Annotated in this window: 13 protein-coding genes; 4 read left to right on the top strand and 9 right to left on the bottom strand. The window is 66.4% G+C overall.

Going from position 1 to position 14041, the window contains the following annotated elements:
* Nucleotides 1-71 precede the first annotated feature (71 nt).
* The 8 genes from hscB to uvrB all read right to left on the bottom strand — a co-directional run bounded on the left by hscB (nucleotide 72) and on the right by uvrB (nucleotide 8454).
* Entirely contained in the window at nucleotides 72-590 is a 519-nt protein-coding gene (gene hscB, locus KZ686_RS09115; RefSeq protein WP_149319311.1) for a Fe-S protein assembly co-chaperone HscB, read from the bottom strand.
* A gap of 114 nt (nucleotides 591-704) precedes the next feature.
* Nucleotides 705-1025, bottom strand: coding sequence for an iron-sulfur cluster assembly protein IscA (gene iscA, locus KZ686_RS09110; protein ID WP_023263777.1), 321 nt, complete (start codon nucleotides 1023-1025; stop codon nucleotides 705-707).
* A gap of 23 nt (nucleotides 1026-1048) precedes the next feature.
* Nucleotides 1049-1453 carry a Fe-S cluster assembly scaffold IscU gene (gene iscU / locus KZ686_RS09105; RefSeq protein WP_053821503.1) on the bottom strand — a complete coding sequence of 135 codons (405 nt, stop codon included), beginning with the start codon at nucleotides 1451-1453 and terminating at the stop codon, nucleotides 1049-1051.
* Nucleotides 1454-1501: 48 nt separating this feature from the next.
* Nucleotides 1502-2719, bottom strand: coding sequence for an IscS subfamily cysteine desulfurase (locus KZ686_RS09100; RefSeq protein ID WP_265632272.1), 1218 nt, complete (start codon nucleotides 2717-2719; stop codon nucleotides 1502-1504).
* A 64-nt stretch (nucleotides 2720-2783) separates the two neighbouring features.
* Nucleotides 2784-3353, bottom strand: a complete 570-nt coding sequence (gene iscR, locus KZ686_RS09095) for a Fe-S cluster assembly transcriptional regulator IscR (protein WP_150081799.1) — start codon at nucleotides 3351-3353, stop codon at nucleotides 2784-2786.
* A 129-nt stretch (nucleotides 3354-3482) separates the two neighbouring features.
* Nucleotides 3483-5780: a site-specific recombinase gene (locus KZ686_RS09090; RefSeq protein WP_265632271.1), complete on the bottom strand. Its 2298-nt coding sequence runs from the start codon at nucleotides 5778-5780 to the stop codon at nucleotides 3483-3485.
* Nucleotides 5781-5868: 88 nt separating this feature from the next.
* Nucleotides 5869-6345 carry a low molecular weight protein-tyrosine-phosphatase gene (locus KZ686_RS09085; RefSeq protein WP_149319315.1) on the bottom strand — a complete coding sequence of 159 codons (477 nt, stop codon included), beginning with the start codon at nucleotides 6343-6345 and terminating at the stop codon, nucleotides 5869-5871.
* 12 nt (nucleotides 6346-6357) lie between these two features.
* Nucleotides 6358-8454: an excinuclease ABC subunit UvrB gene (uvrB, locus tag KZ686_RS09080; RefSeq protein ID WP_265632270.1), complete on the bottom strand. Its 2097-nt coding sequence runs from the start codon at nucleotides 8452-8454 to the stop codon at nucleotides 6358-6360.
* A gap of 153 nt (nucleotides 8455-8607) precedes the next feature.
* Between uvrB and KZ686_RS09075 the strand changes: the two genes are divergently transcribed.
* Nucleotides 8608-9804 carry an amino acid aminotransferase gene (locus KZ686_RS09075; protein ID WP_149319317.1) on the top strand — a complete coding sequence of 399 codons (1197 nt, stop codon included), beginning with the start codon at nucleotides 8608-8610 and terminating at the stop codon, nucleotides 9802-9804.
* Between the two features lie 373 nt (nucleotides 9805-10177).
* Entirely contained in the window at nucleotides 10178-11419 is a 1242-nt protein-coding gene (locus KZ686_RS09070; RefSeq protein WP_149319318.1) for a polyhydroxyalkanoate depolymerase, read from the top strand.
* Between the two features lie 215 nt (nucleotides 11420-11634).
* Here KZ686_RS09070 and KZ686_RS09065 read toward each other — a convergent pair whose 3' ends face one another.
* Complete coding sequence (locus KZ686_RS09065) at nucleotides 11635-12270, bottom strand: TetR family transcriptional regulator (RefSeq protein WP_149319319.1); 636 nt, start codon at nucleotides 12268-12270, stop codon at nucleotides 11635-11637.
* Nucleotides 12271-12525: 255 nt separating this feature from the next.
* Here KZ686_RS09065 and rsxB point away from each other — a divergent pair, with 255 nt between their 5' ends.
* On the top strand, nucleotides 12526-13338 hold the full coding sequence (rsxB, locus tag KZ686_RS09060) for an electron transport complex subunit RsxB (protein ID WP_150081923.1): 813 nt from the start codon (nucleotides 12526-12528) through the stop codon (nucleotides 13336-13338).
* Complete coding sequence (gene nth, locus KZ686_RS09055) at nucleotides 13335-13979, top strand: endonuclease III (protein WP_149319321.1); 645 nt, start codon at nucleotides 13335-13337, stop codon at nucleotides 13977-13979. Before rsxB ends, nth begins: the two co-directional genes overlap by 4 nt.
* The last annotated feature ends 62 nt before the right edge of the window (nucleotides 13980-14041 follow it).

The raw sequence follows: 14041 nt of genomic DNA, 5'->3' as shown, positions 1-14041 counted from the left end.
GCGCGCCGCCGGATTACCCGCTTTTGCCGGGGCGCCATTGTGTCATGGCCCCCGCGATGGTGCCTGCCGCGCTAGCTTTCGAGGCGGTCGATCGCCTCGCTCGCGTCGTGCTCGATCTTCTCGACGAACATCAGCTGGCGCGCCGCGGCGGCCGCGGCCTCGTCGTCGCCGGCATCGAGCAGGCCGCCGAGCGCGCTCTGGCGTTCGCGCTTCTCCTGGCGCAGCGAGCGCAGCAGCGCGTCCAGCGCCGCGGCGTCGCGCTGCTGTACCGCGTCCTGCAGCGCCTCGCGCCACTCCATCTGCTGCATCAGGAAGTCGGGCGCCATGGCCGTATTGTTCTCGGCCTGGATATCGATGCCGCGCAGCGACAGCAGATAGATCGCGCGCTTGAGCGGCTGGCGCAAGGTCCGGTAGGCCTCGTTCGCATGCGCGGCCCATTGCATCGCGACGCGCCGCTCGGCGTCGCCGGCATGGGCGAAGCGGTCCGGATGGGCCTGCGATTGCACCGTGCGGTAGGCGGCGTCGAGCGCGGCCTCGTCGACGGTGAAGCGGGCCGGCAGCCCGAACAGGGCGAAGTAATCGTCTTTCAAGGTAGTCCTGCTGGAAGGCTATGGCGGAGGCGGCGGTGCCTCGTCCGTGAGGCGCCACCGCCGTGCCCGGCCCTCTCCCGCCAGCGGGAGAGGCACACGCTCAGGCCGCCGGCCTTAAACGCGGAACGATTCGCCGCACCCGCACTCGTCCTTGACGTTCGGGTTGTTGAAGCGGAAGCCTTCGTTCAACCCTTCGCGGGCGAAGTCGAGCTCGGTGCCGTCGATGTACGGCAGGCTCTTGGGATCGACCACCACCTTGACGCCGTGCGACTCGAACACCTGGTCCTCCGGCTGCAGCTCGTCGACATACTCGAGCTTGTACGCCAGGCCGGAACAGCCGGTCGTCTTGACGCCGAGCCGCAGGCCGATGCCCTTGCCCCGGCGGTCCAGATAGCGCGAAACGTGCTTCGCGGCTTTTTCGGTCAATGTGATCATCGCTACCACTTCCCTTCGATCGCTCAGGCGGCCTGTTGCGTCGGGGCGCCCGCGTGCTTCTTCTTGTAGTCCTCGACCGCGGCCTTGATCGCGTCCTCGGCCAGGATCGAGCAGTGGATCTTGACCGGCGGCAGCGCCAGTTCCTCCGCGATCTGGGTGTTCTTGATCTCCAGCGCCTGGTCCACGGTCTTGCCCTTGACCCACTCGGTCACCAGCGACGACGAGGCGATCGCCGAGCCGCAACCGTAGGTCTTGAACTTCGCGTCTTCGATCACGCCCTGCTCGTTGACCTTGATCTGCAGCTTCATCACGTCGCCGCAAGCGGGCGCACCCACCATGCCGGTGCCGACGGCGTCGTCGTTCTTGTCGAACGAACCGACGTTACGGGGGTTTTCGTAGTGGTCGAGTACCTTGTTGGAGTAAGACATGTTGGCTACCTCTGTGACGTATCTTTTATGGGGTCGGTTGGACAGCGTTCAATGCGCCGCCCATTGAATCGAATTCAGGTCCACGCCGTCCTTGTACATCTCCCACAGCGGGGACAGGTCGCGCAGCTTGCCGATCTTGCTCTTCAACAGTTCGACCGTGTAATCGATCTCCTGTTCGGTGGTGAAGCGACCGACGGTGAAGCGGATCGAGCTGTGCGCCAGTTCGTCGTTGCGGCCCAGCGCGCGCAGCACGTAGGACGGCTCCAGCGAGGCCGAGGTGCAGGCGGAGCCCGACGACACCGCGACATCCTTGATCGCCATGATCAGCGACTCGCCTTCGACGAAGTTGAAGCTGACGTTCAGGTTGTGCGGCACGCGGCGCTCGAAATCGCCGTTCAGATAGACCTCTTCCATGCCCGACAGGCCGTTCCACAGGCGGTCGCGCAGCATGCGGATGCGCTCGTTCTCGGTCGCCATTTCCTCGCGGGCGATGCGGAAGGCCTCGCCCATGCCGACGATCTGGTGCGTCGCCAGCGTGCCCGAACGCATGCCGCGCTCGTGGCCGCCGCCGTGCATCTGCGCCTCGATGCGCACGCGCGGCTTGCGGCGGACGTACAGCGCGCCGATGCCCTTCGGGCCATAGGTCTTGTGCGCCGAGAACGACATCAGGTCGACCTTCAGCTTCGACAGGTCGATCGCGACCTTGCCGGTGGCCTGCGCGGCGTCGCAATGGAAGATGATGCCCTTCTCGCGGCAGATCTCGCCGATCTGCTCGATGTCCTGGATCACGCCGATCTCGTTGTTGACCAGCATCACCGAGACCAGGATGGTGTCCGGGCGCAGCGCCTGCTTGAACACCTCGATGTCGATCAGGCCGTTTTCCTGCACGTCCAGGTAGGTGACCTCGAAACCCTGGCGCTCCAGTTCGCGCGTGGTGTCGAGCACGGCCTTGTGCTCGGTCTTGACCGTGATGATGTGCTTGCCCTTGCCCGAGTAGAATTTGGCCGCGCCCTTGATGGCGAGGTTGTCGGACTCGGTCGCGCCGGAAGTCCAGACGATCTCGCGCGGATCGGCGCCGACCAGCGCGGCCACCTGCTCGCGCGCTTCCTCGACGGCCTTCTCGGCTTCCCAGCCGTAGGCGTGACTGCGCGACGCGGGATTGCCGAACTGCTCGCGCAGATACGGAATCATCTTGTCCGCCACGCGCGGGTCCACCGGCGTGGTGGCCGAATAATCCATGTAGATCGGGAAATGTGGGGTGCTCATCGTTGTCACTGCCTTGTTTTGACTGCCTGGTGGGACACTGTGCGTCGCCTGGCTGGAGTCCCGCTCAGGACTGCGCCAGGCTGAAAACCGAATTCACCATCTTGGGCCGGGCGGGCTTGTCCGCCTTTTCCGCCGCGCCGGGCTGCGCCGTCCGCGCCGCCGGGGCGCTCTGGCGGACACCGCCCTCCTCGCGCATGTCGCGCAGCACGCCGGGCTGGCGGGCGCGCTGCTGTTCGACCAGATCCTTCAGCGAGACCGAGTCCAGATACTCGACCATCTTCTGGTTCAGGGTCGCCCACAGTTCGTGGGTCATGCAGCGGCCGGTATTCTCGTCGCCATTGCAATTGCCCTTGCCGCCGCACTGGGTGGCATCGAGCGGCTCGTCCACCGCGATGATGATGTCGGCCACCGTCACGTCCTCGGACTTGCGCGCCAGGCTGTATCCGCCGCCCGGGCCGCGCACGCTCTCGACGATCTGATGCCGGCGCAGCTTGGCGAACAGCTGTTCCAGATAGGACAGGGAGATCTTCTGGCGCTGGCTGATGCCGGCCAGCGTCACCGGACCCTGGTCCTGGCGCATGGCCAGGTCGATCATGGCGGTGACCGCGAAGCGGCCTTTGGTCGTCAATCTCATGATTGCGGGGGTAATACCTGATGAATTTCGTCAAGTATAAATTTCCCGACTAAATCGGTCAACTACCCCATGTCACTTCTTCGGCAGATCCCCTGGTGATGGCAAGGGCATTGCCGCAGTCGGGGACGGTTAGGCTCGGCCTGCCTCCGCGTCAGCCGGCGCCTGCCGCGGCGGCACGATCAGCGACAGCGGATGGCGCAGGATGCGCCCCCGCACCGCGGCGCTCAGCGCACGCCGGTCGACCCGGCGCAGATTGCGCGAGCGCAGTGCCATGTAAAAGGCCAGCGCGAAGCTGACGGCGACGTTCAACAGGCCCATCAGCGCGATGCCGGCCACCGCGAGCCACAGCGCCGGCATCCGCAGCGCATCGAGGCCCAGCACGCCGATCGCGGTACCGACCGAGCCTGTCGACAGCGTTACGTGGCGCACCTCCATATGCGGACCGAAGAAGCTCAGGATCTCGGGCCCCAGCCCGAGCAGAAAGCCCAGCGACACATTTCCCGCGATGCCGGACAGGTTGCGCTTCCAGAAGTCGGCCAGCCGCATGGCGCCCCGCTCGCCCAGCACATAGCGCAGCCGTCGATGGTAGGCGAGCACGTCGTGCACGCGGTGCAGCGCGAACCAGTTGTCCGCCCACCCGGCAATCAGGCTCGACAGCCACAGCAGCACGCCGGTGAAGATCGCGTACAGCGGCGTCGGACCCAGGATCGAGAACGATTCGATGGTGGCGATCGCCTTGGCCGGGGTGATCAGGTTGACCGACAGCAGCTTGCCGGCCAGCCACTGGATCGCCAGCGCCACCGGAAACACCACCGCCAGATTGCCCACGATGGCCGCCGCGTTCGAGCGGATCATCGCGACGGTATCGTCGACGAACGCCTCCCTGCCCTCCGGCCGCCCCACCGCATCGAGCCGATGCGCCAGGGCCGGACCGGTCATCGCCGGCTGCTTGGTTGCCAGCGTGAAATGCGCGAAATGGATCGCCAGGAAGCTGCCGGCATAGTTCAGCGACGCCAGCAGCCCCTCGATGAACTTGTCCAGGTGCAGGCCATAGATCAGGAACTTCAAATAGACCGTGGCCACGGTGATCAGCCCACCGCCGGCCGCGGCCCGCACCAGTTCGCCGTACTCCTTGCGGTCGCGCGTGATGTAGTGCTCGCCGGTCTCGGCCGAGCGCTCGACCACCTTGCGCGCCAGATGCGAGAACGATTCCGCGGCCAGATGCTTGACGCTGCGGCGCGCCTGCGTCGAACGGATCAGTTCGCCGGCCAGCTGCGCGACCTTGCCGCGGCGCGCGGGGTCGGCCCAGGCGGCGAGCAGCATGTCGATACGGGCCAGCCGCACCTTCATCCGCTCGATCTGGAACACCACTTCGACGGAGACGCCGTTCTCCTCGAGATCCGCGTAGACATGGCGCGCGGCGTCGTGGCAGCCGTCGAGCAGCGCACGGCAGTAGTTCAGGCGGTGCAGGAAGACATCGCTGTCGCGCACCAGCCCTTCCTCGCACAGCGCCGCCACGGCAGGGCCGAGCCGGAAGAACGGCGTGTCGTCGACCCGGCTCGGCAGCCGCGCGCGGATCGCCTGGCTGAGCCCGGTGGCGCGCACCTGGCTGGCCAGCACCTGGATGCTGCTGGCCAGCGTGCGCTCGAGATGGTCCCAGTAGCGGGCGGGCAGGGTCTGGCGTGCGGCGGCGGCTTGGCCATCGCGCGTGCCTTCGACCGGGCCTTCGCCTGCGCCTGTGCCTGCAATCCCCACTGCGTCTGCGCCTTCAGCCGCCGCTTCACCCGCGCCTTCACCCGCGCCTTCACCCGCGCCTTCACCCGCGCCGTCAGCCGCCCCTTCATCCACCCCTTCACCCGCGCCGTCAGCCGGGCCTTCGCCGGCGGCCTCGTCCGGCGCAAACATCAGCAGCGCGCCGAGCCGTTCGAGCAGCTCCGCATCGAGCGCCGCCACCCAGTCGGCGTCGCGCTCGCCGACGAACAGCAGCGCGAACAGATCGGCCATGTCGCCGCGGTTCGGCGGCGGCGACAGGAAGCGCGCCTGCAGGCGGTCCATCATCTCGCCCCAGAAGCCCGGATGCGAGGCCACGCCGGTGTCGCAGAAGAGACCGGTGGGATCGTTGTCACGCAGGATCGTGCGGACGGTGCGGGCAAAGCGGGCCGCGAGCTCCGGATTGCGCTCGAGCACCTGCAGCAGATAGCGCAGCCGGACGTGCTCGGGCCAGACGTCGTCGCCCGAGGTCGGCCCGGCGGCCGGGGCAGCGCCCGCGGCCGGCCAGCCATCGCGGCGCAGCCAATAGCCCAATTCGATGAGCCAGCCGTTGCGCTCGGCCAGCGTGCCGTCGGGATTGGCCGCGGACAGGATGGCGTCCAGCTGCAGGCTGGCATTGCGCGACTCGCGCCATTTGCGAAGCAGGGTTCGGAACATCGGGAAGTAACGGAAAGACTGGCGCGAATCGGGTCGGACGCACGCCGGTGATCAGGCAGGCAGACGGGCCGCGGCGCGGCCCCCGCGGTCATTGTCGCTGGCGCAGCATTGCGACGATGCCCTCGCAGGCGTCCTCGACGTAATCGAGCACGCGCTCGAAGCCGTCGCCTTCGCCGTAGTAGGGATCGGGCACCTCGTCGGCATCGTGCCGGGTGGCGAAGTGCATCAGCAGCTTGACCTTGTGGCGATGCTCGGGCGGGCACAGGGCCTGCAGCCGCGCGAGATTGTCGCGGTCCATCGCCAGCACCAGGTCGAAGCGGGCGAAGTCCTCGACCGCGGCCAGCCGCGCCCGCTGCCCGGCGAGGTCATAGCCGCGCGCCAGCGCATGCTGCTGCGCGCGGCGGTCGGGCGCATGGCCCAGGTGATAGCTGTGGGTGCCGGCCGAATCGACCTCGACGGCGTCGGCCAGGCCGGCCTGGGCGAGTTTGGCGCGCAGCACGCCTTCCGCGGTCGGCGACCGGCAAATATTGCCCATGCAGCACATCAGAATGGCAAAGCGTTTCATCGTTTCAAAGTCTCAGGCCGGCAGCGCCCCGCCCTCGCCCGCCGCGCCGAACACCTGCTGCTTGAGCTTGCTCAGTTGGTCGCGGACCTGCGCGGCTTGCTCGAACTCCAGGTTCTTGGCATGGTCGAGCATCTTCTTCTCGAGGCGCTTGATTTCCTTGGCGACCTGCTTCTCGCTCATGTCCTCGTAGCGGGCGCGCTCCTCGGCGGCCATCAGCTCGGCCTTGACCTCGTTCGGATCGTAGACGCCGTCGATGATGTCCTTGATCCGCTTGACCACGCCCCGCGGCGTGATGCCGTTGGCGGTATTGAAGGCGATCTGCTTGTTGCGGCGGCGCTCCGTCTCGTCGATGGCCTTGCGCATCGAATCGGTGATGCGGTCGGCGTACAGGATCGCGGTGCCGTTGACGTTGCGCGCGGCGCGGCCGATGGTCTGGATCAGCGAGCGCTCGGCACGCAGGAAGCCTTCCTTGTCGGCATCGAGGATCGCCACCAGCGAGACCTCGGGGATATCCAGGCCCTCGCGCAGCAGGTTGATGCCGACCAGCACGTCGAAGGCGCCCAGGCGCAGGTCGCGGATGTTCTCGACCCGTTCCACCGTGTCGATGTCCGAATGCAGGTAGCGGACCTTGATGCCGTTCTCGGACAGGAATTCGGTCAGCTGCTCGGCCATCCGCTTGGTCAGCGTGGTCACCAGCACGCGTTCGCCCGCCTGGATCCGCAAATGGATTTCCGACAGCAGATCGTCGACCTGCGAGACGGCGGGACGCACGGTGATGATCGGATCGACCAGGCCCGTGGGCCGCACAACCTGCTCGACCACCTGGCCCGCATGGGCCCGCTCGTAGTCGGCCGGCGTGGCGGTGACGAATATCGCCTGCCGCATCTTGCGCTCGAACTCCTCGAACTTCAGCGGCCGGTTGTCCATCGCGGACGGCAGCCGGAAGCCGTATTCGACCAGCGTGGTCTTGCGCGAGCGGTCGCCGTTGTACATCGCGTTGAGCTGGCCGATCAGCACGTGCGATTCGTCCAGGAACATCAGCGCGTCGGGCGGCAGATAGTCGACCAGCGTCGGCGGCGGGTCGCCGGGACGGGCGCCCGACAGATGGCGCGAATAGTTCTCGATGCCCTTGCAGAAGCCCAGCTCGGCCAGCATTTCGAGGTCGAAGCGCGTGCGCTGCTCCAGCCGCTGCGCCTCGACCAGCTTGTTTTCCTTGTAGAAGAAATCGAGCCGCTCGCGCAGCTCCGCCTTGATCGCCTCGATGGCGCGCAGCACCGTCTCGCGCGGCGTCACGTAGTGGCTCGACGGATAGACCGTGAAGCGCGGAATCTTCTGCCGCACCTTGCCGGTCAGCGGATCGAAGTACTGCAGCGACTCGATCTCGTCGTCGAACAGCTCCACCCGCACCGCCACCTCGGCGTGTTCGGCCGGGAAGATGTCGACGGTGTCGCCGCGCACGCGGAAGGTGCCGCGCTGGAAATCGGTGTCGTTGCGGGTGTACTGCATCGCGATCAGCCGCCCGATCACGTCGCGCTGGCTGATGCGGTCGCCGGCCCGCAGAGTCAGAATCATCTGATGGTATTCGTTCGGGTTGCCGATACCATAGATCGCTGACACCGTCGCCACGATGATCGTGTCGCGCCGCTCCAGCAGGCTCTTGGTCGCCGACAGCCGCATCTGCTCGATATGCTCGTTGATCGACGAGTCCTTCTCGATGAACAGATCGCGTTGCGGGACGTAGGCTTCCGGCTGGTAGTAGTCGTAGTAGCTGACGAAGTACTCGACCGCGTTGCGCGGAAAGAACTCGCGGAATTCGGAGTAGAGCTGGGCGGCCAGCGTCTTGTTTGGGGCAAAGACGATGGCCGGCCGCCCCATCCGGGCGATCACATTGGCCATCGTGAAGGTCTTGCCCGAGCCCGTCACGCCGAGCAGCGTCTGGTAGGACAGGCCGTCCTCGATGCCTTCGACCAACTGGCGGATCGCCTCGGGCTGGTCGCCAGCCGGCGGATAGGGCTGATACAGCTGAAACGGCGAACCGGGGAAGCTGACGAATTTGTCCTCGTCCAGGGTGTGCGCGGCATCCGCGAGAGGCACGGCGAGATTCGACATAGACAGGCAGAAAACCTTTGGAATACGGGCGGATACGCTAGAATCTCGGGGTTGCGCGGTCCGTTTCAAGGCGGACCCACCGCACGCCCCCAGCGCAGTCCGAGCATTCTACGCCTTCCCGTTTTGTTACATAGCTGACCACGAGAATCCCAAATGAGTTTGTTTTCTGCCGTCGAGATGGCCCCGCGCGATCCCATCCTGGGCCTGAATGAAGCGTTCAACGCCGACACCCGTGCCAACAAGGTCAATCTGGGCGTGGGCGTGTACTTCACCGACGAAGGGAAGATTCCGCTGCTGCGCGCGGTGCAGGAAGCCGAGAAGGCACGCCTGACGACGGCCACCCCGCGTGGCTACCTGCCGATCGAGGGCATCGCGGCCTACGACCAGGCAGTGCAGACGCTGCTGTTCGGCAAGAACTCGCCGCTGATCACGGAAGGCCGTGTGGTGACGGCTCAAGCACTCGGCGGCACCGGCGCGCTGAAGATCGGCGCCGACTTCCTGAAGCGCCTGTATCCGGACGCCAAGGTCGCGATCAGCGATCCGAGCTGGGAAAACCACCGCGCGCTGTTCGAAGCCGCCGGTTTCCAGGTGGTCAACTATGCCTATTACGACGCCCCCAGCCACGGCCTGAATTTCGCCGGCATGGTGGAGTCGCTGAAGTCGTATCCGGCCAACACGATCGTCGTGCTGCACGCCTGCTGCCACAATCCGACCGGCGTCGACCTGTCGGCCGAGCAATGGCAACAGGTGGTCGGCCTGATCAAGGAACGGAACCTGATCCCCTTCCTCGACATGGCCTACCAGGGCTTCGCCGACGGCATCGACCAGGACGGCGCCGCGGTGCGGCTGTTCGCCGAGTCGGGCCTGCCCTTCTTCGTCTCGAGCTCGTTCTCGAAGAGCTTCTCGCTGTATGGCGAGCGTGTCGGCGCGCTGTCGATCGTGACGACCGGCAAGGAAGAGGCGCAGCGCGTGATGTCGCAGGTCAAGCGCGTAATCCGCACCAACTACTCGAACCCGCCGACGCATGGCGGCACCGTGGTCGCGACCGTGCTGAACAGCCCGGAACTGCGCGCGATGTGGGAGGAAGAACTGGCCGAAATGCGCGACCGCATCAAGCAGATGCGCCACGCGCTGGTCGACAAGCTGGCCGCCAAGGGCGTGTCGCGCGACTTCTCCTTCGTCAAGGCGCAGCGCGGCATGTTCTCGTACTCGGGCCTGACCACCGAACAGGTCGAGCGCCTGAAGTCGGAACACGGGATCTATGCGGTCGGCACCGGCCGCATCTGCGTGGCGGCGCTCAATAGCCGCAATATCGACGCCGTGGTCGACGCGATCGCCGCGGTGCTGTAAGCCTCGGGACCACTCCTGACGCCAGCGGGCCCATCGTCGATGGGCCCGCGTGCTTTCTGCTGGCCGTTTCAAACTCTCCCACCCGTTCCAATCGGCCCGGCCGCTCCAGCAGCGCCCGCCTCCGGCCGCTTGCGCCTCCCCGCTTATCGGCGCGCTTTTGTGCGCCGCACAGCACCCACATCGCCCACCCTGTCGGTGTAGTCCAACACCGCGCCAGAATTACAGCCATTGTCCTATTGAGTTCCACTCACGCCGGCATACCTTTAGGTATATGCTGCGTTGCAAGATTGTGCGTACGGTCGTTCGCAAACCAACGAGTTGAGCGCATAATCCGCCACAGCAAAACCCGAAATCGAAAGGCAGGTGTGCGGCAATGCTTTACCAACTGCATGAATTTCAGCGCTCGATCCTGAACCCGCTGACCGCGTGGGCCCAGGCGACGGCCAAGACGTTTACCAACCCCCTGAGCCCGCTGTCGCTGGTGCCGGGGGCCACCCGGCTGGCCGCGGGCTACGAGCTGCTGTACCGGCTCGGCAAGGAATACGAGAAGCCCGCCTTCGACATCAAGTCCGTGCGCTCCAACGGCCGCGATATTCCGATCGTCGAACAGACGATCATGGAAAAGCCGTTCTGCAAGCTGATCCGCTTCAAGCGCTACGCGGACGATCCCGACACGATCAAGCTGCTGAAGGACGAACCGTCGGTGCTGGTCTGCGCGCCGCTGTCCGGCCACCACGCGACGCTGCTGCGCGACACGGTGCGCACGCTGCTGCAGGACCACAAGGTCTATGTGACCGACTGGGTCGACGCGCGCATGGTGCCGGTCGAGGACGGCCCCTTCCACCTGGCCGACTACATCCGCTACATCCAGGAATTCATCCGCCATCTCGGCGCCGAGGACCTGCATGTCGTGTCGGTCTGCCAGCCGACCGTGCCGGTGCTGGCCGCGATCTCGCTGATGGCCTCCGCCGGCGAGAAGACGCCCAAGACGATGACGATGATGGGCGGTCCGATCGACGCGCGCAAAAGCCCGACCGCGGTCAATTCGCTGGCGACCAACAAGTCGTACGAGTGGTTCGAGAACAATGTCATCTACACGGTGCCGGCCAACTATCCCGGCCACGGCCGGCGCGTCTATCCCGGCTTCCTGCAGCATGCCGGCTTCGTCGCGATGAACCCGGACCGCCATCTGTCCTCGCATTACGACTACTACCTCAGCCTGATCGAGGGCGATGCCGACGATGCCGAGGCGCATGTGCGCTTCTACGACGAATACAACGCCGTGCTGGACATGGCGGCCGAGTACTACCTCGACACCATCCGCGAAGTCTTCCAGGAGTTCCGGCTGGCCAACGGCACCTGGGAGATCCAGGGCGAGCCGGTGCGGCCGCAGGACATCAAGCACACCGCGCTGATGACGATCGAAGGCGAGCTCGACGACATCTCGGGCGCGGGCCAGACCGCCGCCGCGCACGACCTGTGCGCGGGCATTCCGAAGACCCGCAAGCAACATCTGACCGCGCCCAGGTGCGGGCACTACGGCATCTTCTCCGGCCGGCGCTGGCGCGAAACGATCTATCCGGAACTGCGCGATTTCATTCGCAAGTACCGCTGAGCCGAACTGAGCCGAACTGAGCCGAACTGAGCCGAACTGAGCCGAACCGAGCTGAGCCGAACTGAGCCGGGCCGAGCCGACCGAGCCCGACCCAGCCGACCGAGCCCGACTCGGCCGACCGAGGCGAAGACAGATCGTCAAGAGCTCACCAGCCGATCGCCAATGAGAAACGGGACCGCAACGCGGTCCCGTTTCTCATTGCCCTTTCCCGGCCCCTAGCGCCGCGCCAGATACGCCAGCAGCATGTCCGTATGCAGCTGCGCGAAGCGCTCGTGCTCGTCCTGCGAGGCCACGTCGCGGCCGATCACCGCGCTGATGGTGTAGCGGTTCGACAGCACGTAATAGCCGAGCGCCGAGATCGTCAGATAGAGCTGCGGCACATCGACGCCGTCGCGGAACACGCCCTGCCGCTGGCCGCGGCGAACGATCTCGGCCAGCACGTCGACCACCGGATTGACGAGGTCGTGCAGCTGCGTGGATTTCTTCAGGTGCCGCGCCTCGTGCAGATTCTCGCTGTTGACCAGGCGGATGAACTCGGGATGCTGGTAGTACCAGTCCCAGACGAAGCGGGCCAGCTTGCGGACCGCGGCGACCGGGTCCTCGTCGCCGATCTGCAGGCGCTCCTCCGCGGCGCGGAACTGCGCATACTGGCGTTCGAGCACCGCGAGAAACAGGCCCTCCTTGCTCCCGTAGTAGTAATACAGCATGCGCTCGTTGGTCTCGGCGCGGCGGGCAATCTGGTCGACGCGTGCGCCGGCCAGGCCGCCCTTGGCGAACTCCTCGGTGGCCGCATCCATGATGCGACGACGGGTTCCTTCGGGATCGCGTTTCGTCTTGGTGGCGTTCGACATGCGTGGTCGGCTCGATTTTGTGGATGATGGCATGGCGCACCTGCCCCACTGGCGCGGGCGCTCCGGGTTGATCAGCTTCGGCGCCATGGCAAAGGGCGCATCTTCATGGTTTCTGCGGCGCGGCGAAATCGGGGATAATCCTTGCCGCGTCAGCCGCACCGTACGGCTGCACCTTGTGTTACCCCGCATCGTTCCCCTGCTTTCGTGACCGCTTCCGCCGCCGATACCGCTTCCGCTTCCCCCGCCGCTGCTTCCCTGGACGTCGGTCTGGCGGCCCGCGCCGACCGCCTGGAAGCCCTGCTGCCCCAGACGCAATGCACCAAGTGCGGCTTTCAGGGATGCCGTCCTTATGCCGAGGCCATGGCGCGCGGGGAGGCCGACTGCAATCGCTGCCCGCCCGGCGGTGCCGAAGGTATCCGGCGGCTGGCGGCCGAGCTCGGTGTCGCGCCGTTGCCGCTCGATCCGAGTCATGGCACCGAACAGCCGCGCGCGGTCGCGCGGATCGACGAGACGCTGTGCATCGGCTGCACGCTGTGCATTCAGGCCTGCCCGGTCGACGCGATCGTCGGCGCCGCCAAGCAGATGCACACCGTGCTGCCGGACTGGTGCACCGGCTGCGACCTGTGCGTGGCGCCCTGCCCGGTCGACTGCATCGCGATGATCCCGGTCACCGGCGAGCGCACCGGCTGGGACGCCTGGTCGCAGCCGCAGGCCGACGCCGCCCGTGCCCGCTACCTGTCGCGCAAGCAGCGGCTGGTGCGCGAGCGCGAGGAGAACGAAGCGCGCCTGGCGGCCAAGGCCGCCGCCAAGCTCGAAGCGCTGCGCCAGGAAGCGGCGTCGTCCGAGGCCGAGCGCCAGGCGCAGGAGCGCAAGAAGGCCATCATCCAGGCGGCGATCGAACGGGCGCGCCAGAAGCGGCAGGCCGCCCAGCCGCTCAACGCCGCACCGGCCGATCCGGTTGACCGCCCCGAGCCGGCGCCGGCCGCCGGGCCCGAGCCTTCCGACCATTCCGGCGATTCCGGCCATTCCGACCATCCCGTCCCCTCCGACACCAAGCGACCACAATGAACGCCGCCAAGTGCCGCGCGCTGTTTGAAACGCTCAGAGAAACCAACCCGTCGCCCACCACCGAACTCGAGTACAGCTCGCCGTTCGAACTGCTGATCGCCGTGCTGCTGTCGGCGCAGGCCACCGATGTCGGCGTCAACAAGGCCACCCGCAGGCTGTTCGCGATCGCCAACACGCCGCAGAAGATCCTGGCCCTGGGCGAGTCGGGGCTGATCGAATACATCAAGACCATCGGCCTGTACAAGACCAAGGCGAAGCACGTGATGGAGACCTGCCGGATCCTCGCGGAGCGCTACGGCGGCAAGGTGCCGGCCGATCGCGAGGCGCTGGAAGCGCTGCCGGGCGTCGGCCGCAAGACCGCCAACGTGGTGCTGAACACCGCCTTCGGCCATCCGACCGTCGCGGTCGACACGCACATCTTCCGCGTCAGCAACCGCACCGGACTGGCGCCCGGCAAGACCGTGCAGGCCGTCGAGATGAAGCTGCTGGAGGTCGTGCCCGACGAGTTCCTGCACGACGCGCACCACTGGCTGATCCTGCACGGCCGCTACGTCTGCAAGGCGCGCAAGCCCGAATGCTGGCATTGCGCGATCGAGACGCTGTGCGAGTACCCGGACAAGACGCTGCCGCCGCGCCTGTGACCACGCGAGCAGCCAGCGCGGTGACCTGATCATCCGTCGACCGGTCACCCGGTCACCCGGTC

The organism is Cupriavidus cauae (genome assembly GCF_026210475.1).
Classification (GTDB): domain Bacteria; phylum Pseudomonadota; class Gammaproteobacteria; order Burkholderiales; family Burkholderiaceae; genus Cupriavidus; species Cupriavidus cauae.
Note: the sequence above shows the minus strand (reverse complement) of the source record. Positions and strands in the feature narration are given on the sequence as shown.